The organism is Bacteroidota bacterium, from assembly GCA_016699695.1.
Lineage (GTDB): Bacteria > Bacteroidota > Bacteroidia > Bacteroidales > UBA10428 > UBA10428.
On the sequence record CP065006.1, the window covers coordinates 1,839,481 to 1,860,893 of the forward strand.

A 21,413-nucleotide genomic window follows, 5' to 3' on the forward strand; every position below is an offset into this window, starting at 1 on the left:
CTCATGAAAAAATCAATATTAACCTTTGTGGGAATATTTCTATTTATTGGATTCGGGTTTTCTCAGCAACCTAAAGGAGAAAGAACGCTTGCCTGGCAAATAGACATGACAGAGAATTATAACTACGACAGTGCATTTACTTATGGAAATGATGCCTGTATGGAAAGTGTACACTTATTTTTTAAATGGACAGATGTGGAGTCGGATACATCCATTTTTAATACTTCCTTTATCCACAACTTCCTGGATATTGTCAATATTTACTACCCGGCCTGGGACGTGAAAGTTGAATTACAAATTGCCCCTACCAACACAGGTGTAAAAGAAGTGCCCAGTGAATTAATGAACCTGCCCTTTGATGAACCCTTGGTAATAAACCGGTTTAAAATTCTTTTAGACACGGTATTTGCACACATTCCAAATGTTACTCTGGCCGCATTGAATATAGGCAATGAAAGCGACATCAACTTTGGAACAGATGCCGCGCAATACAATGCCTACAAAGTATTTCTTGATTCAGTATCGAATTATGCCAAAGCCCTTTATTTCAACCTGCACAGCACCAATTTAAACACAGGTACTACCTTTACCCATCACGGATTGACGCACAGTTCAACCGCAAGTTTATGTAAATCGGTAAACAATGGTTTGGACATAGTAACGGTTACCTACTACCCTTTAAATTCTGATTTTACCATGAAGCCCCCCAGTACAGTTAGTGCTGATTTTGGTGCATTGGTAAGTGAATATCCAGATACCTCACAACCCATCTATTTTGCCGAGTGTGGTTATGCGAGTAGTACCCTTTGCAACAGCAGCGAAACTATTCAGGCAGATTTTTGGACAGAGGTGTTTAATGCCTGGGATACTTATCAGGATAATATTCCATACATCACCGTATTTAAAAGTACCGACTGGTCTGCTGCTGCTGTCAATGAACTTGGAGAATACTACAACCTTCAGGACACCATTTTTAAAGAATATTTACGCACATTGGGTGTAAGAACCTGGGTTGGCGATGGAACCAACAAAGAAGCTTATGAAAGGATTTTGTGTGAATTGAATCAGCGTGATTGGTGCGAAGTTTCTTGTTTCGTTACCAATGCTAACGATTATGCAATGGACAATATGGTATCGGTATATCCCAATCCCGCAACAAACTCTGTGGTAATTCGCTTCGACCAAAAGCCTGATCAGGTTTACACATTGAAATTATACAATGCACTCGGTCAATGCGTTCGAACAAACCAACACATCACAGATTCTTTTGTGGTAGAGAGGCATGAGTTGAAAAGTGGTACCTATTTCTATCAATTAGGTATTGAAAATCAAGTGTACAAAAGTGGAGTGCTGGTTTTTAATTAAAGTAATGTTGCTTGAGTCAGGAAATTCTTGTTGAAGCCATCTCAAAGCCCCATAAAAATAATGCCGGCACCCGAAATGAGCAGGGTTAAACCTGCCAGAATGTGCTGGTAACTCTCCAGACGATGGAACCTGACTAAACTAATGCCTTTGATCATCAGATAGGTAGTAGCCATCATAGTGCCTATGGTTGCAAGCGAGAACAGGAGCGAAACCATTACAATGGCATAGGTATTCATTTCGGCTGCGGGGTACATAAGCAAGGGTATCAGTGGTTCGCAGGGGCCAAAAACAAAAATGGCAAATAACACCCAAAAAGTTACCGTCTGGTTCTTCTCCAATGGACTGTGTCCATGACTATGCGTATGGTTTCTGTGCCTGATTCGATGTACAATAGCCCAAATGGTATACACTATACCGGCAGAAAACAAGAGCCACGATGCCAGGCTACCGCGCACCCCTTCGAAAAATTCAAGCTTACCCACAAATATCCCGGCACCGATACCCACCAAACCTATGGCAATACTGCCCAGTACATGGCCAATGCCACACAAACCAACCACCCACATGGTTTTGGCCATGGTCCAATTTTTAGTTTGCGATATGGCAACAAAAGGTAAATAATGGTCTGGGCCCGTAATAGTATGCACAAAACCAAGTGTGAGTGCGGTAGCCATTAACATTGTAAGACTGCTTTCCATAAGAATATGGATTTGAAGTGAGTGTTATCAAAAACGAAAAGGTGCTACTGCAAATTTATTCGAATAATTGAATCTGCAAGCATAGTAAATTGTAAACTTTCCTTCTGCCTACAACTTTACTTTCAAACCTACAGGGAAGAATGTAAAAGCATAAAAATTATCGAAATGATCAATGTCCATGGGAGAATAATAGACTCTATTGAAAGGCATCAGAACAATCAAAGGAGATGATTCAAAATATATTCTTTTTGTTATCCTGATGTTCAAGGTCAAACTTGCATTCATTGTTGCACCAAAATCATTGTTATTGTCCCAATTCACATGCAAGGCACCGAAACCTAAGCCACCGGTCCAAAATAGCCTATCTTTAATGAGATTCAGTTTATAATAACCATTGATACTTAACTGACTTAAATTACTATTAAGTTCGTAAGGTTGGTCTGTCATAAAAAATCCGAGATGGGTAGAGTGCTCATAAGATATTCCAAATTGCCAATTTTTCTTTATGTCTTTTTGGTATTCAAAAAATGTTCGAACACCCAATGAATTGTATGCATCGGCTATCATCCCTGATTGAAAACTTAAATAATCATTTTTTTCGATGGTGTCGTTATAGTTTTGTGAATAACCGCATGGGTTAAATAACCCCAGAAATAGAAATAATGGCCAGAGTTTACTCATCTAAATAGTCTTGTTGTATTGGTATTTTATTGAACTGTTTTTTAATTACTAGTCTAGCATTCGAAAAAATTCAAAAACTAAATCTGTCGGTACATCATCTGAAAAATAATTTCTTCGAGGGGTTTTTTGCGATCGGCAGGCACATCAATGCTGTTAAGTATTTCTATGCTGTTGTTGATAAAGGTAATGGCAGCCAATTGAGCATCGTCGGCTACTCCTAACTGAACGAATATATCTTTCACAGCCCTTATTTTTTCTTCGGCCACAAAATCGGTTTTAGCGATCCATTGCTTCAATTGGGTGCTCAATGCTTTGTCGCCACTTTGCAAAGCTTTGATCAGCATGTATGTCTTTTTGTTGTTGACAATATCTCCACCAGTTTGCTTTTCCAAAGGTAGAAGCATCGGAAAAGGCATCGAGGTAGTCGTCCTGAAGCTGAAAGGCCATGCCAAGGTTTTCTCCCAGTTCGTAAAGCGCTGCCTGCTCGCTGACACCTGCCCCAGCGGCCAAGCCGCCTAACTGTAGCGAAGCAGCAATTAATACAGCCGTTTTCAGACGTATCATACCCAGGTATTCGTCGAGCCTTACATCCATTCTACTCTCGAAATCCATGTCGTATTGCTGACCTTCGCAAACCTCCAGGGCCGTTTGGTTGAAAAGCACAAAGGCATTAGGAAATACACTGGTATCAAGCTGCTGGAGAAACTGGTAGGAGAGTATCATTGCTGCATCGCCGGATAGAATGGCGGTATTTTCGTTCCATACCTTGTGTACGGTAGCTTTGCCACGACGTAAATCTGCTTTGTCCATGATGTCGTCGTGCATAAGTGTGAAATTATGAAACACCTCGAGGGCCAATGCAGCCGGCATTGCCTTTTCTAACTCGTTGGTAAACAACTGGGCAGAAAGCAATGCCAGTGAAGGTCTTAAACGTTTTCCTCCCAAATCGAGAATATAACGAACAGGCTCATACAAGCTGCTTGGTTCATCTGGAAAATTCAGACCTAAAATCTTTTGCCCAAAAAGCGCTGAACAATCGGTAAATGATAACATTTTGTGTGTTTTTGTCAAATGTAATTTTATTCTTCTGAAGTTAAAAATATTAAAAACGGAGCGAATTGTGATTCAAAATAAACTATTCACTTTATTCAAATACTTTATTATGCTATTTTTGCGCCTCAGCAACCAATAGTTTCGTGTCATGAAAAGGTTTTTCGTATCGATGGTCTGCGTGGTTTTACTTAACTCCCTTCAAGCGCAGGAAAAGGGCTATCAGATCGATGTCAAGGTCAAAGAGCTTAGCGGACAGAACCTGATTCTGGGCCACTATTTTGGCAAATCGATGTACCCCGATGATACACTTACCCTGGATATTGCCGGTCAAGGTAGGTTTTCCGGATCAAAAACCCTCATCCAGGGGCTTTATGTGATATTTTTCGAAGATGGCAGTTATTTCGAAATTATGATGGGAAAAGACCAACATTTTGCACTTGAAACTGATACCATCAATTATGTTCAAAACCTGGTTTCCAAAGGATCGAAAGACAACGAAATCTTTGTCGACTTCCAGCGCTTTATGTTGAATAAGCAAGATGAAATGGCTTTACTGCAGGAAAAACTAAAAACCGCAGAAAGCGATAAAGACAAAGAATTGGTGCAGGAAGAAATTTTTACCCTTGGCAAACAACGCATTGCCAAAATAAAAGAAATACGCCAGACTTTTCCCGAATTGTTTGTATCGACCTTCTTATCGGCAACCCTCGAAGCTGAAGTACCTGACTCTATTAAAGACGATGCCCGCCTGAGTTATGGTTTTTATAAAAATCACTTTTTCGATTATTTCGACCTGGCCGATGTGCGTTTGCTGCACACCCCGCTCTACGAAGATAAAATGAACTATTACCTCGACAAGGTGGTGGCCCAAGTACCAGACAGCCTGATAAAGGAAATTGACATGGTGCTGGACAAAAGCCTTGCAGACAGTTCTTTGTTCCGTTTTGTGCTGATCACCTTGTTCAACAAATACGGTAAAAGCCAGTACATGGGCATGGATGCCGTGCAGGTGCATATTGCCGAGAAGTATTATATTCCAAAGGCCTGGTGGAGCGATGAGAAATTTATAGCCGACCTGAAAGAGCGCGTTGCTCTCTTAAAACCCTTGCTAATAGGGCAAATAGCCCCCGATGTGGAGTTAAGGTATGTGCCTTCCGATCATTTTAAACAAGCTGCTAACGATACAAGCCTGAAAAAATACCCTCATGCCGGAAACTTTTTCAAAATAAGCCAGATCGAAGCTGAATTTACCATTTTGGTTTTCTGGGAAGCCAATTGCAGCCATTGTAAAATTGTGGTGCCCGAGCTCTATCGGCTTTATACCGATTCGCTCAAAGCCATGAACATACAGGTGATAGCAGTAAGCACGCTCTTTGGCGAAGATGGAAAAGAAAAATGGGTCGATTTTGTGAACCAGAAACAGCTTTATGACTGGATTAATGCCTGGAACCCCTACGATTATAAGTTCAAAGAAATATATGACATCCGTTCGACGCCCCAGATTTTTGTGCTCGACCGGAATAAAAAAATCATCGGCAAAAGATTAGGGCCAGAAAATGTGGCTGACCTGATTCAAGTCTATAAAAAATACAACAAATAAAAATGGATAAAGCGATAAAACTGATACTGGAAGACGGCAGTGAATTCTCCGGCTTTTCATTCGGAAGCGAAAATTCGGTTTCGGGCGAAGTGGTGTTTAATACCGCCATGGTAGGTTATACCGAAAGCCTTACCGACCCCTCCTACAAGGGTCAAATATTGGTTCTAACCTACCCACTCATTGGCAATTACGGTGTGCCGGGCGGAGAAAAATCGGATGGCCTGGAAAAATTTTATGAATCGTTCAGTATGCATATTTCAGGACTTATTGTGAGCGATTACACCGAAGAATACAGCCACTGGAATGCGCAAATGAGCCTTGGCCAATGGTTAAAACAAAACCAGGTGCCCGGCATTTATGGTATCGATACCCGCGAGCTTACCAAAATTTTACGCGAAAAAGGCACCATGCTGGGCAAAATTATTTTCGACAACAAAGATGTGCCGCTCTATAACCCATCGGCCGAAAACCTGGTTGCCAAGGTGAGTACCCCGGAAAAAAAGATATTCGGAAACGGAAAATACAAAGTGGTATTAATCGATTGCGGTGTAAAGTACAATATCATACGCAGCCTTATAAAGCGCGATTCCACTGTTACCCTGGTACCATGGGATTACGATTTTAACCAGGAAGCATACGATGGGCTTTTTATTTCGAATGGCCCCGGCGACCCCAAGCAATGTACTGCCACAATTGCCAACTTGAAAAAAGCCTTCGAAGGTAAGAAACCCATAACGGGCATTTGCCTTGGTAACCAGTTAATGGCACTGGCTGCCGGAGCCGATACCTATAAGCTTAAATACGGCCACCGAAGCCACAACCAACCCTGCATACAGGTGGGCACCGACCGTGCATTTGTCACATCGCAAAACCATGGTTATGCCACCGACAACAAAACACTAACCAGCGATTGGGAGCCTCTGTTTATTAACCTGAACGACGAAACCAACGAAGGGGTGAAGCATAAAATAAAACCCTTTTTCAGCTCACAATTCCATCCAGAAGCTTCCAGCGGCCCAACCGATACCGAGTTTCTGTTCGATATGTTTATGGATAATGTGAAAGCAGCGGCTAATTAGAATTACACATTTATTTACTCGTTTGATAAGGATAAGCCTGCCAGAGAAGTCTTGCAGGCTTTTTTATTGGCCAAAGAATGAGTGTGGAAAGTATTTGTTATTTTTGGATAAGGTGTTGAGTAAAAATCTACCAAGAATCGCAAAAAAAATGGATGTGAATGTAGACATTGATTATTTAAAAGATTGTTTATTACTTACTCCAAGTGAGCGATTTATACGTTGTATTGAGTTAACGGAGTTTTTGGCAAAAAATAATCCCTATTATTCCATCCAGTTAGAAAATGATCATCCGAAAGTTTTTGAATTGAAATGAATTTTTTAGAACACTATATCAAAGCTTTGGATTGCCTGAATAGCAATAAGGTCGACTATATGGTGGTCGGCGGATTTGCTGTGAATGTGCATGGTTTTACCCGTTCAACAACAGACATAGATATTTGGATTGACCTTAAAAAAGATAACCTTGAACGTTTATTGAAGGCTTTTGTGGAACTAGGTTACAATAAGGATAATTCAATTAAAGCGATTGAGGCCCTCAGTAAAAGCCATATGATTAAAATTCCGCTTGAAAACACTAAAATTGAATTGGTAGATGATTTTATCGTTAAAAATGATTTCGATAAGTGTTATAAAAACCATTTTTCCACAAAAATTAATGGCAGAGATGTTCGTTTTATCGGGTTCGAAGATTTGATTGTGTGCAAAGAAAACTCGATAAGAATGAAAGATGCTCTTGATGCGAAAAACCTTAAAGAACTTCGTAAACTTCGCGATGGCTTGTCGTGATTGATGAATTAAGGCACTTTAAACTGTTATAAATAGTATGTAAAATCCTCTTCTCACAAAGGAAAAGCCTTATAGCCACAAAATTGTCCATGGCTAATCAATCAAGCATTCGTATTTACCCATTTAAACAGCTTGTCGTTGCGCCTGATGACCTGTGGGGTTTTCACAGAAAATTTTACTCCCTGAGTGGTTTTTTGTACAGGCACCAGATCTTCCCTTATTTCATCCACCTTAAAACTTACCACGCCAGTTGTAGGCCCGGTAACTAAAAGTTCATCGCCGGTTTCAACCACCGAGGCTTCGCAGGAAAATTCGGCTACACCCAGCTGGGTAAAGTAATTGGTGCATTTTCCGACCAGTACTTTGGTTTTCATGGCTTTGGAACCGTATACCCCACTCCATTCTCCCAATCGCTGGCCCAGGTAATAACCGTCCCAGAAACCGCGATTAAACACACTCGACAGGCGTTTCTGCCATGCTTCTATTTTCTCCTGTCCAAAACTGCCGTCCAACAAGCTTTCCACAGCCTGCCGGTAGCAATCGACTACGGTGAATACATATTCTGCCGGCCTTGCCCTTCCTTCGATTTTTAAAATGCGCACACCAGCGTCAATTATTTTATTGATAAAATGAATGGTAGAAAGGTCTTTGGGCGACATGATGTACTCGTTGTCGATTTCTAGTTCTATGCCGGTATCTTTGTCTTTCACTTCATAAGCCCGGCGGCAAACCTGCAGACAGGCTCCCCTGTTGGCCGATTGGTTGTGCTCGTGCAAACTCAGGTAGCATTTACCCGAAACAGCCATACACAAGGCTCCATGTACAAACATTTCGAGCCTTACAAGCTCACCCGAAGGCCCTTTAATTTGTTCTAGCTCAATGCGCCCATAAATGTCTTGTACCTGTTCAAGATTGAGCTCACGCGCCAGCACCATGACATCGGAAAAGGCAGCATAAAACCTCACTGCATCGATGTTGCTGATGTTTACCTGGGTCGAAATATGCACGTTGACCCCTTTTGAACGTGCATAGCCTATCACCGCCGGATCGCTGGCAATGATGGCCGTAATGCCTTTGTCAGCCACCAGGTCAATGTAGCGGTGCATGTCTTCCAGCTCATCCTGGTATATGACAATATTTAAAGTAAGATAGGCTTTGATTTTATGTTCACGACAGATTTCCAATATCTTATCCAAATCTTCTTCAGTAAAATTAACCGAAGAACGAGCACGCATGTTCATTTTGCTTAATCCGAAATAGACCGAATCGGCACCAGCCTGCACGGCAGCCATCAGCGATTCGAACGACCCTACCGGAGCCATTATTTCAATTTCTTCTCTTTTAAAAGTATTTGCTGAAATAAACGTATTCATAAAATTGAATAATAGAACGTTATGATTAAACTATAGTATGCCTGTTATAACACAGTTTTATATCTTTCCCACCCTCACCCCTCTTTCCCCTAAAGGGGATGACCCCCGCGCTGTAATTAGTAGGGAAGTACAAAGTGCCTATATGCAAGAAAAAAACAAATGTTTGAATTTAATATATCTATCCTACTAGTATGATAATGCTTATTAATAACGCACATGAACACAATCGAACTTATGCACAATACTTAACTAAAGAACTTTTTTAAGGCACCGAAATAAAAATCTTTCCAACCTTCTTTCATTTCTTCATACGCTTCGTCGGGAATGTTTTCGTGTACCAACTCTACAGAAGTGCTTTCGCCCTTGGCGCGAAGCTGAATGCTTACCACCGATGGTTCATCCTGTCCTTCGAAATACCATTGCTGCTTTACCAATTCGTTTAATTTGAATTCGAGGTTTTTGCCACAGATATCGCCTTCCCAAAGCGAAAATTCAGAATCAGGCTCGGTAGACATTTCTGCCGGATAGCCCGACCAGAGCTCGATGGTAAAGGGATTAGTAAGCGCAATATAAACCTCTTCGGCCGGGGCCGGAATGTTATACGATTGTTTCAGTTGTTTCATGGTTTATAGCTGTATTGTGGTTAAAATTTTCATTGTGCAAGTTAATAACACATTTTCAAGGATTATGTGTTTATGCCATTCTTATTTTTTATTCTGGTTTAAACACCTAGGTCCGTTCTTTAAGAATTTTCCGAAGACGAAGAACAAGTTGGAAGTAAGTTGTGCTATTGTTTATATGCTATATTCCTATCAAAGATTCTAATTTTTATATTTGATTACATTTCTTCGTAAACTTCTGAATTGAAAATCGGCAAAGCCAACCGAGGACGAACCAGAATCCAGATACTCATCTGGCTGTAAATCAGCAAAGCGAATTACTTTTGATTAGGGAATCAATGATGATGCCCATGTCCGTGATTATGTCCTTCATGCTCCGTTTTTATGTCCAACAACGCTTTCCCTGAATCCTTCAATAATCCTATTGACCATTTGACAATGACCAGGGAACTTATTAGTGCTGCAATGGTATCGATAAACGGGATATTCCAAATCATGGCGGCCGTTAATCCCAAAATTGCTGACACACTGGTTAAAGCATCGGCAATTACATGAAGATAGGCTGCTCGTATGTTATGGTCGGAATGCTCATGGTCGTGGTGCAAAAGAAAGGCACTTACGATATTCACAATGAGTCCAATAATGGCTACTAAAATGGCTTCTTTATAAATAATAGCTACCGGATTGTAAAAGCGCTGTATTGCCTCAACCATTATTACAAAGGCAAAAATCAATAGCATCAAACCGCTACTGTATCCTGAAAGGGAAAGAATTTTATCTGTATTTCCTTTGAATTTTTCGCTCTTAGAAACTTTACGAACAATGATATACGCCGACCAGCTGAGCCCAATGGCAAGCACATGGGAACCCATGTGTATACCATCGGCCAGTAAGGCCATTGATTTTGTGGTTAATCCGAAAATTATCTCTACAACCATAGTAATGGCAGTAAGCAGCACTACCCACATGGTTTTATTCTCGTGTTTGCTTTTATGCTCTGTCATAAATATTGATTTAACTCTGCAATAGTATTATTCAAATCCCTCTCTAATTTAAGCAAGTTTATAACGCTTTCGTAATAAAAGGAAAGTTCGAGCATATAGGTAATCAGCGAAATCTCGCCATTGTCAAATGCCTTTTTAAGAAATTCGGAATTATTAAACAGTTTTAGGTTTGTTTTATAATCATTTACATTACTCTGAAGCGATACTGCTTTTGTATGAAGCACCTTTAAATGGCCATAAAGTTGCAATTTATTGTCAGATGCAGTGTTTTCCAAAGCAAGCGCATTGGCTTTCGAATATTTTACTGTGTTCTTGTTTTCCCATAAGGGTATTGACAAGCCTACCGTGAAGCCTTTAAATTCCTGCCCAACCACCGATTCGCTCAGGTAACCTGCCTGAAATTTGGGCATACTCAGAGCCTTGTTAAGACTTATTTGGTTTTGCGTTATTTCAACTTCCTTTTTTAACCAATTTAATAAAGGATTGCTCTGTTCGGCTTGCAAATACCATTGTTCAAAATCTGTTGGCAAGATTGCAGCCTGAAACTCATTTTCGGAAAAAATGATTGGAATTCCACCATTTAAACGAGTCAACTCTGCCTGCAATGCTTCTTGTTCGATGATAAGTACTTCCATTTCCTTACTCAGGTTCAGCAAGTTTAATTGTGCTTTATTGTATTCCAGAATATTGGTTTCACCCACATCGAGTTTCGATTTATAGGCAGAGGCAATGTTTTGCGCATGTTGAAGCCTCTTCGCAAGCTCAGCTTTTACCGCATTAATATAAACCAAATCGTAACAAATTAATCGGGCATTCAGAAGCAATTCCTTTCGTTGCTTTTGATATTCAAGCTCCACCTGTTCGTTTTTAATGTCCGAAATTTGATTTTTATAGCTGTATGCTAACGGAAAATCAAAGACTTGAGTTGCTGCAAAGTCAGTACGGTTACCTGTAACATCATTGCCCCATAAATAATTAAATTCTATTTCAGGATTTTGAAGGTAATTACCTGTTTTGTTGCCAAGTTTATCGGCTTCGGCTCTGTTTTGCAAAGCAACCAGCGTGGTATTATTCCTTTCTATCTGAGCCAAAACTGAATCAATATCGCTTTGGGCATAAAGATTAAGGCTGAAAGCCATTATTGCTGATAGGATACTTATTCGATACATAATTTTGAATGTTGAGTGGTAACTGCTGAATGTTGATGCTGAATGTTTTTTCATTTAAAATTTATAATTCAACCTTTTTGTAAAAGACGCTGTAAACGATTGGCACGATAAAAATATTCAGCAAGGTTGATGTCAATAAACCTCCCAAAATTACCTTTGCCATAGGGCTTTGAATTTCGTTGCCAGGCAAATCGCCTTGCATAGCCAATGGTATAAGTGCAAGGGCAGCGGTAAGAGCTGTCATTAAAATAGCATTCAAACGGTCTGATGAACCTTTTGTGATTGTTTCATTAAGAGAAACTCCCTGACTCTGTAATCGCTGATAATTTGAAATGAGTAATATGCCATTTCGGGTAGCAATTCCAAAAAGCGTAATAAAACCAATTATTGCAGGTATGCTTAGTATGCCAGATGTAAACCAAATGGCAAATACACCGCCTATTAATGCCAAGGGTAAATTGAGCAAAATAATTCCAGCGAGTTTGAAGTTTTTAAACTCCTGGTACAATAAAAGGAAAATTATAATAAGAGCTATAAAAGAGGTAAGCATAAGTGTTTTGGATGCTTTTGCCTCGCTCTCGAACTGTCCGCCGTATTCAATGCGGTATCCTTCTGGCAGGGTGATTTTTTCATTTATGTTTTTGCGAATATCTTCCACCACACTTCGTAGATCACGCTCTGCAACGTTTGCCGATATTACAATTTTACGCTGTACATTTTCGCGGCTTATAGAACTTGGGCCAGATACCGAAACAATTTCGGCAACCTGCTCTAATGGAACCTTTTTTCCGCTTTCGGTATCGATAAGTGCTGTTCGGATGCCTTCGAGAGTTTGAGTATGATCGAGATTTAAACGAAGCACCAAATCGAACCTGCGCTGTCCCTCATAAATGTCGGCCAGTTTCTCGCCACCAAAGGCAATGTCAATGTAATCGTTAAATTGCTGAATGGTAATTCCATATTGTGCCAGCATATCACGGTTTGCGCAAATTTGAATTTGAGGAATTTCAACTTGCTGGTCCACATTTACATCTACCAAACCCTCCACATCTACAATGGCATTTTTGATTTGGTTGCCAGTAGTAAACATTTTATTGAGGTCGATACCAAACAGTTTAATTGCAATATTGGCACGAGTACCCGAAAGCATGTGGTCGATTCGGTGACCCAGTGGCTGCCCAACTGTATATGCAATTCCCGGAATACGGGAAAGTGTTTCACGTACCTTGGCAAGAAATTCTTGTTGGCTTCGCTCTTTCAAAGTAAAATTAACGTCTACCTCAGCACTGTTGGTTGTTTGCGAATGTTCGTCGAGTTCTCCACGCCCGGTGCGGCGCGCAGTACTGGTAACTTCATCCAGTGCCAATAACTCAGTTTCTACCAAATTGCCCAAACGGTTGCTTTCTTCGAGGGAAACGCCCGGTTGGGTTACTACAGATAAGGTTAAGGCACCCTCGTTAAATTCCGGTAAAAAGCTGCGACCAAAGGAAGCAAAGAGTACCAAAGCAACCACAAACAAACCAAGCAAAGTTATTAATACCTCCTTTTTGCGATGTAAAGCCCATTCCAGCGATTTCTCGTAATGGCTGGTAAGAGTGCGAACCAACCATTTTTCTTTCTCGTTTTTAGCGAGATATTTCTCGTTGGAAAGTAGCATTTTACATAAGAGCGGAGTTAATGTCATTGCCACCACCAAGGAAACGAAAAGCGAAACGACAAAAGCTATCCCAAGAGGTTGCAGCATACGCCCTTCCATTCCCGAAAGGAAAAACAAGGGTAAAAATGCTACCATGATAATTAAAGTTGCATTGAAAATAGAAGCCCTTATTTCTTTTGAAGCTTCGAACACGACTGTAAACGAATTCTGCTGTTCATGTTCTGGTTTGAGTCTGTTTTGGCGTAATCGTTTATACACGTTCTCCACGTCGATAATGGCATCATCAACCAAAGCTCCAACTGCAATTGCCATACCCCCAAGGCTCATGGTATTGATATTCATGCCAAGGTATTTTAAAACCAAAATTGCACCCAACAACGATAGTGGAATTGCAAGCAATGAAATGATTGTTGTTCGGAAGCTACCAAGGAAAAGGAATAAGATGATGATAACAAAAATACCTCCCTCGATAAGCGCATTTTGAACATTGTTAACCGATGTTTCGATAAAATCGGCCTGACGGAAAATTTTGGTGTCTAATTTCACATCGGCAGGTAAGGTTTTCTTAAGTTCTGATAAGTTTTTTTCAATCCTTTGTGTAACATCAAGTGTATTCGCATTAGGCTGTTTCGAGATGGAGATAATAATAGCAGGCTTAGCACTACCCGAAGCGTAACCCATTTTTGGAGCAGCTCCAATTCTAACTTCGGCAACATCTGCAATTTTTACAGGTTTTTTATTTATCGATTTAATATAAGTGCTGCCTAAAACCTCTGTATCAGACGAACGGGCAATGCCCCGAACAACGTATTCGTTGCCATACTCCCTGAGAACCCCACCAGTTGAATTTTGGCTTATGCCTTTACAGACTTCCGATAATTCAGTCATGGAAACTTTGTAGAATTTCATTTTTTGCGGATTGGCCAGCACCTGATATTGCTTGTAATCGCCACCAATGATAGTAACTTGCGAAACACCACCTGTTGCCAGAATGAGTGGTTTCACGTTCCATTCGGCAATGGTTCGTAAATCCATCATGCTGGTGCTGTCTGACTGAATACCAATAAACAAAATCTCTCCCATTACGCTCGATTGTGGAGCTAAAACAGGTTGCCCCACACCTAATGGCATTTGGGAAGTAACACTAATAAGTTTTTCGCTTACTATCTGGCGGGCTTTGAAAACATCGGTTCCCCAGTCGAACTCAATCCACACAAAAGAAAACCCCTGAGAAGAAGCCGAACGGACACGGCGAACATCGGTTGCACCATTTACAGCCGTTTCAATAGGGAAAGTAACAAGGCGTTCCACTTCTTCGGAGGCCATGCCGTGCGCATCGGTCATTACAACAACGGTAGGTGCTGTGAGGTCGGGAAACACATCCACATCCATATTAGTGGCAGTTCTCATCCCGAAAACTACCAGCACCACCGAAAGCAACAATATAAGATATTTGTTGCTCAGTGAGAATTTTATAATATTATTTAGCATGGCTATAAGGATTAATGAACGTGACCTGAATGAGCATCTAATGTACCTGTTGCCTGTGCTAGTTTAATAAGCATTGCCCCTTTGGTCACAATCCGTTCATTGGCAGTTATACCCTTTTTAATTTCGGTGTTTATACCATCGCTGCCAGCTATAAAAACTTCCCGTTTTTCAAACAATTCGGGATTCACCTGAACCCACACATAGAAATAACCTTGCTCTTCGAGTAAAGACTGGTTGGGAACTGTAATTGCAGTGCTGTTGGAGAATATTTTAAGATAAACTTCAACAAAACTTCCAGCCACAAAACTTCCATTGTTTTCTACCTGTAAGTTGACCGGTAAAAGATAATTATCGCTGTTAGCTGCTTTGCCATAAGACAAAATTTTTCCATTTAATTCTTCGAGTGAAAAGAAACGATTTTCGTTGATACAACGAATATTTGCAGTTTTGATGTTTGCCAATAGCGAAGCGTATTTCATAGGAACTTCGGCGGTAAGCACAAGTGATTTATTTTGAGAAACAACGGTAATAGGCTGACCAGCCTCGACGTATGCACCGTTTTGAACAAAAATTTGTTTTATAAATCCTGTTTGCGGACTGGTGATGGTTTGACCTGTGGCGTTAAAGTTTTTACCCAGATTGTCGTAAACAGCTTTGGCGTTTTCGTACTCGTTTTTAGCTGAGTTCAAATCCTTTTCAGAAACAATTCTATCTTTGGCGAGTTCCTTAGCCCTTTCGTAGTCTGCATCAGCTTTTTCGAAATTGCTTTTTGCTTCGGCATATTTTACTGAAATATTGTTATCGGCAAAACTATTTCCCGATACAGTAAATAACGATTGACCAGCTTTTACCTGACTACCTTCGAGCAATGTTTCGGGATTGAAAAGCACAATGCCATTTGTTTTTGCAGAAACAACCACCTCATTACCGGGCGATGATTGCACCAAGGCCGTAGTTTTTATAACCTGTCCGAATGGCTCTGAACTTGGATTTGCCGTTGCAAAATCGATTTTCCACGACTGTTCTTTTGTAAAAACCGTAGCATTTGTTTTTGAAACAACTATTGCTTCCGAGGCCTCGAGGGCTTCTTTGCTATTTGCAAAAACGTTTACCTCTGGAACAATAACTTCATAGGAACCATTGTCGTTGGTTATTTCAAATTTCAAAGTACCTTTTCCCTGTGTATCGGGTTTAATATCAAAACTGTAAATTCCTTTACGCGTTGGTTTATCAAGCTTTTGAGTTGCTACTTTTCCATTAATTGATAGGGTGATTGTAATTTCCCCTTTTTCAACAGCCTTAAAATCGGGCAACATTGAAAAATGTGATAAAACATTCGCTTCTTCGCCCACAATAAATGCATCGGCTTCGGCAAATAATTCAAAATCATTGCTATAGGCAGTATATTGAAATTTTATTTTATCATGTTCTTCGTGATTATCATTTTTATAACCGGATGGGTTGCATGATACAATGGCAAATGCCAAATACACCCCTATAAATATCTTGTAATTCATTTTTGAAATTTTGAATGTTAAATGTTGAATTGAAAACGATGAATGCTAAATGCTAAATGTTGAATATTGAATATTGAAAACATACTGCGTAACAATAAACGAGAACAATGTTCCCATTCAAAATTTAAAATAAAGCACTTAAAGTTTATGCCATCGGGGGAGCACGAAAACCAATAGAACTGGTTATACGCGATGAAAATAAAAAGGCAAATTCGGGTACAGTCGGGACTGACACCGTGATGGGCTGTAATGTTTCTAACCCGAAATAAGAAAGAATAAAAAAATCGTGATTATGATTGTCAGTGCAATTATCACAGTTAATTAAAAGTCTTGCCTGTGAAGTAGGTAAAACTACGGCTTGTTTGAGAATGCAAGACGTTGAATTTGTTCCATCGTGTTGATGATTGTGTTCGGTTGTTGTTGGAGAATGTGAACTGGCATCATTGGCACAATGTGTTTGCACAATACAAACTTGTTGTTCGTGGTGGTGATGGGGCAAAACAGCATGAGCCAATAAAAATATATTGGCGATGAAAATAAAACTATGTGCTGTTATCTTTTTAATCATTATGCAAATGTAAACGAAATATTTGTCGAATTTGTTTAGAAAGTATTACGAAAGTGAACAAGGTGTTTTTAAGGCTAACTGCGAAGAGGTTTGGGTTGGAACAAAAGCAGGTTCTAAATTTTGTTGATTTATACCTTGTTTCTATTTTGGCAGGAAATGGCTTCTTGCACGGATTAGATTGTGTTGTTTAGTTGAGCTCTTTGATTAAGCCTTGGGTTATTACTAAAGTATTCGTATTTAATGTTATCGGGGGGTTCGCCATCGGAAACAAGAGAAAATTACTATAAGCTATACTCAAACTAAAGCCCTCTATTCACGGAGCATCTAATCTATCAGGTGTGCCTTTTTTTGTTTTTTCTTGCTTTTTTCAACAGGAATGTATCCCCAATACCTCAGCTCATCTTCGCTTTTTATTTCCTTGGTGCCTCCATCATGCATGATGATGATTCGCGTGGCTATCTCCAGTATACTCCGGTAATCGTGGTCGGTTATAATAAACCCTTTCTGTTCCGATTGCTCTTTGATAATTTTTTTAATCTCGTCTTTGTAAATGGGGGCAACACCATTAAATGGCTCGTCGATAAAGGTATAAGCTGAATCAGAAAACACGATAAGAAATATCTCTAACAAACGTTTTTCTCCTCCCGAAAGCTGCTTGCTTTTTTTTGCAAGCATAGGCTTGATTAATTCATGGCTCTTTATCAGGCCTGCATTGTTTTCATTGCAAAACAGATGAATTATTGTGTCAACTTTTATATGGTTTGGTAAAAAATTCTCCTGTGGCAAGTATTTTATCGAATGGCGGTTCTTAAAAAGTCCATTGGAAATTCTGTCGCCGATTCTCACAAACTTTCTATCTGCTGAGAGCGAGCCAAAGATAATCTTTAAGAGTGTCGATTTTCCTGTACCGTTTCGACCAAGCAATCCGACAATTTCACCTTTCTCACATGAAATGTAAACATCTGTCAATACTTGTTTTGTATTAAAACTTTTTAAAACGCTATCTACATGCAGTTTGCTCATAATAAAATAAAAATCAGACCAACGAAGAAATTCAGAACAAGGCTGCTAATCCAAAGGCTTAATCGGCTTAATCCAAGATTGTAATAAAAATAGTATTCGTTGTAATTTCTTATTTCATAAATAAAATAATGAAAGAGCAAGCCAAATATCATATAAGAATATCCAAAGGTTTTAAAGGGAAACTCAGTTATAATGGAAAACTCAATGAAACCAACCAAACTTGATAAAATCAAAGCAGGAACAAGCAATTTGCGATAAAAAATCAAAATGGCTTTGAATAGGCGCATGAGCTATTTATTATGGGATTTGAACTGTTGTCAAGTAATTTTATATGCTGATTTCGAAGCACTTTTTAACACGGTGTTCCGATGTAAATCGTGAAAATCCACAGAAACACACAATTTCTCCACAATTTGTTGGTCGAATGGCCCTAAATACCCATCCATTCAATACCTGGTATTGTTGTTATTAAATTCCATTCGTCTTTTTCCTTTTTGTAGATATATGTATTAATCTGTCCAAGATTACCCTCATAAAAATGAACGCTAAAAATTACTAATGTCTTATCATTATTCCAGACTGGTTTGGAGAAATAATAAAATTGTCTTTCTTCAATCGGAATAAAATCACTGCCATGCAAAGTGTTTATTGGTTTGTCAGTAATAGAATCAATAATTAGCACTGACATATGAGAATTTTTCATTTGTATTTCTCTAGCTTTATTCTCTTCTATGACTTTACAATTATTCAAGTATTCTTGGTCCCAAATAAAAGAAGTATCAGGAAACTCCATTTGATTTTTAATCAACATGATATCCGTTTCACTAACATATTTTATTAATGTATCTTTTAATGGCTGGATAAATTGATCAGAAGCTGGATTATAATATAAATAGTAGTAGATTAAGTTCCTCTTAACATGATTTTTATATACAGAATTCACAAATTCATAGTCTGTTGAGATTGTCCCCTGTGCTGCTAGTACCCGAAAGGAAAAAATTCCAATAATTATAAAAACAAAAGATTTATAGTTCATTTTCTATTCGTTTCAATTTGTTTAACAAAAACTACTGCCAACAATTTTGTTTATCCAATCCCGCCTAGCACCACTTCTACCGGACAGTGGTCGGAATGTTCCACGTGTGGCAGAATGGAAGCCGATTTGAGTTGTTCTTTCAGAGCCTCGCTTATCAGGTGGTAATCGATTCGCCAGCCCAGGTTTTTTTCGCGCGAGTTGGCCCTGTAGCTCCACCAGCTGTATTGCTGAGGCAGGCTGTTAAACTCGCGGAAAGTATCGATAAACCCAAGTGCAATAAAGCGGTCGAACCACTCCCGTTCTTCGGGTAAAAAGCCCGAGGAAGTTTTGTGCCTTTCGGGGTGGTTGATGTCGATGGGTTTATGGCAAATATTATAATCGCCACATATTAATAACTTTGGCCATTCTTGTTTGAGGTTTTGAATGAATTGATAAAACGCTTCGAGAAATTCCATTTTAAAATCCTGACGGATATCGCCGGTAGTGCCGCTGGGAATATAAACATTAATGAGGGTAAAATCACCGAAATCGGCACGCAACACCCTGCCTTCGGAATCGAATCTTTTTGTGCCCATTCCTTTTACAACCTTATCGGGTTTAGTTTTCGATAAAATGGCCAACCCGCTGTATCCTTTCTTTTCAGCCGAATGGACGATGCTATGATAGCCCAGGTGTTCGAACAAAGGGGTGTCTATTTGTGCATCCTGAGCTTTTGTTTCCTGAAGGCATAAAATATCGGGCGATTCGCTTTTAAGCCACGTAGCAAAATCTTTGTTCAGGGCTGCACGGATACCGTTTACATTGTAGGATAGAATTCGCATAAACAATTATTTAGCTGTAAAAATAAACTATAAGTATGAGAATTTAGAGGGTGCCGGACAGGCTTTTACACCGATAAATTACTTTGGTGGCCATTCCATTGCTGTGCAAATAATTTTGTAAGTTTGAGAGAACGTACTTTTCTGCTATGAACACAGCACACAACCCGGTCGATGACTATATACTGGCCTTTCCCGCAGACATTCAGATAATTCTCAATAAGATAAGGTCAATTATCAAAGAAAAAGCACCCGTTGCAGAAGAGAGCCTTACTTACCAGATGCCTGCCTACAAAGCTTTTGGTAAGCCACTGGTGTATTTTGCGGGTTATAAAAATCACATCGGCTTTTATGCCACACCGAGCGGGCACAGCGAATTTGCGCAGGACTTATCGAAATACAAGCAAGGAAAAGGTTCGGTGCAATTTTCGCTCAGCGAGCCCATACCCTATGAGCTGATTGCGCTGATTGTAGAATTCCGGTACTTAGAAAATCGCGATAAATTGAAAAAATTGAAAATAAACAAGTAATACCCGTTAAGGGACAAAACATCGGTGATAAAGAATATTTCGGTTGATTATTCGTTCTCGTCTGAGATAGACAAGAAAAGCCTTTACGAATGATTGTTAACGAGCTTTTGTACCTGGTAGCATTGGTATTTACCCCGTTAGGGGTAGAAGATAGGTAAACAACTGGCAGACTTTTGTTCCGCCCCATCTGGGGCGGGAGAACTATTCCTGGAGATTTTTTACCGAGTTTTCGTACCTAACGGCACGCATCAAGGCAGCATATACAATTAAGTACACCCTTATCTGTTAAGCTTTCATGCCTTACTGTAAAAAAATATGATGCCTTAAACTAAAATAAAATGCCTAATACCTACACCCAAATCCACATTCATACGGTCTTTGCTGTGCAAAATCGCCCTTCCCTTATTTCAAAATCCTGGAGCCAGCGTTTATACCAATACATTACCGGCATAATCCAAAATCATGGCCATAAGCTTTTAGCTATAAATGGAATGCCGGACCATATTCATATTCTATTTGGTATGCGCCCAGCTCAATCGCTGTCCGATTTAATGAGGGATATAAAAGGCGACTCTTCGCTTTGGATAAATGAAAATAAGCTGGTTGCCGGAAAATTTTCATGGCAGGAGGGATATGGCGCATTTTCTTATTCAAAATCACAAGTTCACTCAGTGGCTAATTACATCGAAAATCAGGAATTACATCACTGCAAAAAATCATTTTTAGAGGAATATACCAAAATACTGGTCGATTTCGGAATTGATTATGACGAGAAATACCTATTTAAACCAATAACAAATTAAAAGGCTGCACATCTTTTGGAGCACAAAAAAATCATATCAACCACTGCATTTTACGAAGTTTATGACAACAAAAAACAATCTTGACAAATCCTTTGGTCCTGCAGGTAGTTTTGCTGGATTAATTTTGTTTGCAGCCGGAATAGTGATTACCATTTTTTCTTTCGCGGGCCTGATTTTAGTATTAATCGGCTCCTTTGTTGGTTTTACAACCACCAGCACACAAACAGATTTCGAAAAAAAAAGGATGCGGTTTGTCAATCAATTATTCGGCCTAATTCCAAGCGGGAATTGGATTAACATTGAACCGGATATGAAAATTGGTATTAAAAATTCGAAGAAAGCCTGGCGAATTTATAGCCGGAGTAACCGAACGCTTGATTTACAAAATAATGATTACAGATTGATTCTTTATAATTCTGTGGGCAAAGAAATTATGCCCATACAAAAAACAATTAGTTTGGTGGATGCCAAATTAAATGTCGATAAAATCAGTCAACTGCTTGGGATTGGTGTAATTTGATTTTATTATTCCATAATCATCA

Annotated in this window: 20 protein-coding genes and 1 pseudogene; 7 read left to right on the forward strand and 14 right to left on the reverse strand. The window is 39.5% G+C overall.

Going from position 1 to position 21,413, the window contains the following annotated elements; genetic code table 11:
- Positions 1–3: 3 nt before the first annotated feature.
- Entirely contained in the window at positions 4–1,365 is a 1,362-nt protein-coding gene (locus IPM71_07805) for a T9SS type A sorting domain-containing protein (GenBank protein ID QQS52628.1), read from the forward strand.
- A 41-nt stretch (positions 1,366–1,406) separates the two neighbouring features.
- On the opposite strand, the gene IPM71_07810 is transcribed toward IPM71_07805, so the two are convergent.
- The 3 genes and pseudogenes from IPM71_07810 to IPM71_07820 all read right to left on the reverse strand — a co-directional run bounded on the left by IPM71_07810 (position 1,407) and on the right by IPM71_07820 (position 3,797).
- Positions 1,407–2,063, reverse strand: a complete 657-nt coding sequence (locus tag IPM71_07810; GenBank protein ID QQS52629.1) for a hypothetical protein — start codon at positions 2,061–2,063, stop codon at positions 1,407–1,409.
- A gap of 108 nt (positions 2,064–2,171) precedes the next feature.
- The gene (locus tag IPM71_07815; protein ID QQS52630.1) at positions 2,172–2,744 is read right to left on the reverse strand and encodes a hypothetical protein; all 573 of its coding nucleotides are present in this window, start codon (positions 2,742–2,744) and stop codon (positions 2,172–2,174) included.
- 77 nt (positions 2,745–2,821) lie between these two features.
- Positions 2,822–3,797 (reverse strand): annotated as a pseudogene (locus IPM71_07820) (polyprenyl synthetase family protein).
- A 148-nt stretch (positions 3,798–3,945) separates the two neighbouring features.
- On the opposite strand from IPM71_07820, the gene IPM71_07825 reads away from it, so the two are divergent.
- The 3 genes from IPM71_07825 to IPM71_07835 all read left to right on the forward strand — a co-directional run bounded on the left by IPM71_07825 (position 3,946) and on the right by IPM71_07835 (position 7,262).
- On the forward strand, positions 3,946–5,397 hold the full coding sequence (locus IPM71_07825; GenBank protein ID QQS52631.1) for a DUF5106 domain-containing protein: 1,452 nt from the start codon (positions 3,946–3,948) through the stop codon (positions 5,395–5,397).
- On the forward strand, positions 5,394–6,476 hold the full coding sequence (carA, locus tag IPM71_07830) for a glutamine-hydrolyzing carbamoyl-phosphate synthase small subunit (GenBank protein QQS52796.1): 1,083 nt from the start codon (positions 5,394–5,396) through the stop codon (positions 6,474–6,476). Before IPM71_07825 ends, carA begins: the two co-directional genes overlap by 4 nt.
- A gap of 309 nt (positions 6,477–6,785) precedes the next feature.
- Positions 6,786–7,262, forward strand: coding sequence for a nucleotidyltransferase (locus IPM71_07835; protein ID QQS52632.1), 477 nt, complete (start codon positions 6,786–6,788; stop codon positions 7,260–7,262).
- A 101-nt stretch (positions 7,263–7,363) separates the two neighbouring features.
- Here IPM71_07835 and IPM71_07840 read toward each other — a convergent pair whose 3' ends face one another.
- From IPM71_07840 to xth, 11 genes are all read right to left on the reverse strand, one after another.
- Positions 7,364–8,635 (reverse strand): U32 family peptidase, encoded by a 1,272-nt coding sequence (locus tag IPM71_07840; GenBank protein QQS52633.1) that lies wholly within the window; start codon positions 8,633–8,635, stop codon positions 7,364–7,366.
- Between the two features lie 245 nt (positions 8,636–8,880).
- Positions 8,881–9,258: an SRPBCC domain-containing protein gene (locus IPM71_07845; GenBank protein ID QQS52634.1), complete on the reverse strand. Its 378-nt coding sequence runs from the start codon at positions 9,256–9,258 to the stop codon at positions 8,881–8,883.
- A 332-nt stretch (positions 9,259–9,590) separates the two neighbouring features.
- A complete protein-coding gene (locus tag IPM71_07850) occupies positions 9,591–10,259 on the reverse strand; it encodes a cation transporter (protein QQS52635.1) in 669 nt (222 codons plus the stop codon).
- On the reverse strand, positions 10,256–11,428 hold the full coding sequence (locus tag IPM71_07855) for a TolC family protein (protein QQS52636.1): 1,173 nt from the start codon (positions 11,426–11,428) through the stop codon (positions 10,256–10,258). Before IPM71_07855 ends, IPM71_07850 begins: the two co-directional genes overlap by 4 nt.
- Before the next feature lie 61 nt (positions 11,429–11,489).
- Positions 11,490–14,576 (reverse strand): efflux RND transporter permease subunit, encoded by a 3,087-nt coding sequence (locus tag IPM71_07860; protein ID QQS52637.1) that lies wholly within the window; start codon positions 14,574–14,576, stop codon positions 11,490–11,492.
- Positions 14,577–14,587: 11 nt separating this feature from the next.
- Entirely contained in the window at positions 14,588–16,093 is a 1,506-nt protein-coding gene (locus IPM71_07865; protein ID QQS52638.1) for an efflux RND transporter periplasmic adaptor subunit, read from the reverse strand.
- A gap of 145 nt (positions 16,094–16,238) precedes the next feature.
- Entirely contained in the window at positions 16,239–16,661 is a 423-nt protein-coding gene (locus IPM71_07870) for a hypothetical protein (protein ID QQS52639.1), read from the reverse strand.
- 324 nt (positions 16,662–16,985) lie between these two features.
- Positions 16,986–17,684 carry an ATP-binding cassette domain-containing protein gene (locus IPM71_07875; GenBank protein QQS52640.1) on the reverse strand — a complete coding sequence of 233 codons (699 nt, stop codon included), beginning with the start codon at positions 17,682–17,684 and terminating at the stop codon, positions 16,986–16,988.
- Positions 17,681–17,971 (reverse strand): hypothetical protein, encoded by a 291-nt coding sequence (locus tag IPM71_07880; GenBank protein QQS52641.1) that lies wholly within the window; start codon positions 17,969–17,971, stop codon positions 17,681–17,683. The genes IPM71_07875 and IPM71_07880 overlap by 4 nt, the downstream gene beginning before the upstream one ends.
- A gap of 143 nt (positions 17,972–18,114) precedes the next feature.
- On the reverse strand, positions 18,115–18,720 hold the full coding sequence (locus IPM71_07885) for a hypothetical protein (protein ID QQS52642.1): 606 nt from the start codon (positions 18,718–18,720) through the stop codon (positions 18,115–18,117).
- Between the two features lie 50 nt (positions 18,721–18,770).
- Positions 18,771–19,541 (reverse strand): exodeoxyribonuclease III, encoded by a 771-nt coding sequence (gene xth / locus IPM71_07890; protein ID QQS52643.1) that lies wholly within the window; start codon positions 19,539–19,541, stop codon positions 18,771–18,773.
- A 146-nt stretch (positions 19,542–19,687) separates the two neighbouring features.
- Between xth and IPM71_07895 the strand changes: the two genes are divergently transcribed.
- From IPM71_07895 to IPM71_07905, 3 genes are all read left to right on the forward strand, one after another.
- Positions 19,688–20,068, forward strand: a complete 381-nt coding sequence (locus tag IPM71_07895) for a DUF1801 domain-containing protein (protein ID QQS52644.1) — start codon at positions 19,688–19,690, stop codon at positions 20,066–20,068.
- Between the two features lie 338 nt (positions 20,069–20,406).
- Positions 20,407–20,871 carry an IS200/IS605 family transposase gene (tnpA, locus tag IPM71_07900; GenBank protein ID QQS52645.1) on the forward strand — a complete coding sequence of 155 codons (465 nt, stop codon included), beginning with the start codon at positions 20,407–20,409 and terminating at the stop codon, positions 20,869–20,871.
- Positions 20,872–20,932: 61 nt separating this feature from the next.
- Positions 20,933–21,391 carry a hypothetical protein gene (locus IPM71_07905; protein QQS52646.1) on the forward strand — a complete coding sequence of 153 codons (459 nt, stop codon included), beginning with the start codon at positions 20,933–20,935 and terminating at the stop codon, positions 21,389–21,391.
- Positions 21,392–21,413 lie beyond the last annotated feature (22 nt).

Coding starts and splice junctions, on each gene's coding strand:
- IPM71_07825 (QQS52631.1), top strand. CDS start 3,946: ATGAAAAGGTTTTTCGTATCGATGGTCTGCGTGGTTTTACTTAACTCC.
- IPM71_07845 (QQS52634.1), bottom strand. CDS start 9,258: ATGAAACAACTGAAACAATCGTATAACATTCCGGCCCCGGCCGAAGAG.
- xth (QQS52643.1), bottom strand. CDS start 19,541: ATGCGAATTCTATCCTACAATGTAAACGGTATCCGTGCAGCCCTGAAC.
- IPM71_07865 (QQS52638.1), bottom strand. CDS start 16,093: ATGAATTACAAGATATTTATAGGGGTGTATTTGGCATTTGCCATTGTA.
- IPM71_07805 (QQS52628.1), top strand. CDS start 4: ATGAAAAAATCAATATTAACCTTTGTGGGAATATTTCTATTTATTGGA.
- IPM71_07860 (QQS52637.1), bottom strand. CDS start 14,576: ATGCTAAATAATATTATAAAATTCTCACTGAGCAACAAATATCTTATA.
- IPM71_07885 (QQS52642.1), bottom strand. CDS start 18,720: ATGAACTATAAATCTTTTGTTTTTATAATTATTGGAATTTTTTCCTTT.
- IPM71_07835 (QQS52632.1), top strand. CDS start 6,786: ATGAATTTTTTAGAACACTATATCAAAGCTTTGGATTGCCTGAATAGC.
- IPM71_07875 (QQS52640.1), bottom strand. CDS start 17,684: ATGAGCAAACTGCATGTAGATAGCGTTTTAAAAAGTTTTAATACAAAA.
- tnpA (QQS52645.1), top strand. CDS start 20,407: ATGCCTAATACCTACACCCAAATCCACATTCATACGGTCTTTGCTGTG.
- IPM71_07905 (QQS52646.1), top strand. CDS start 20,933: ATGACAACAAAAAACAATCTTGACAAATCCTTTGGTCCTGCAGGTAGT.
- IPM71_07810 (QQS52629.1), bottom strand. CDS start 2,063: ATGGAAAGCAGTCTTACAATGTTAATGGCTACCGCACTCACACTTGGT.
- IPM71_07870 (QQS52639.1), bottom strand. CDS start 16,661: ATGATTAAAAAGATAACAGCACATAGTTTTATTTTCATCGCCAATATA.
- IPM71_07855 (QQS52636.1), bottom strand. CDS start 11,428: ATGTATCGAATAAGTATCCTATCAGCAATAATGGCTTTCAGCCTTAAT.
- IPM71_07815 (QQS52630.1), bottom strand. CDS start 2,744: ATGAGTAAACTCTGGCCATTATTTCTATTTCTGGGGTTATTTAACCCA.
- IPM71_07850 (QQS52635.1), bottom strand. CDS start 10,259: ATGACAGAGCATAAAAGCAAACACGAGAATAAAACCATGTGGGTAGTG.
- IPM71_07880 (QQS52641.1), bottom strand. CDS start 17,971: ATGCGCCTATTCAAAGCCATTTTGATTTTTTATCGCAAATTGCTTGTT.
- IPM71_07840 (QQS52633.1), bottom strand. CDS start 8,635: ATGAATACGTTTATTTCAGCAAATACTTTTAAAAGAGAAGAAATTGAA.
- IPM71_07895 (QQS52644.1), top strand. CDS start 19,688: ATGAACACAGCACACAACCCGGTCGATGACTATATACTGGCCTTTCCC.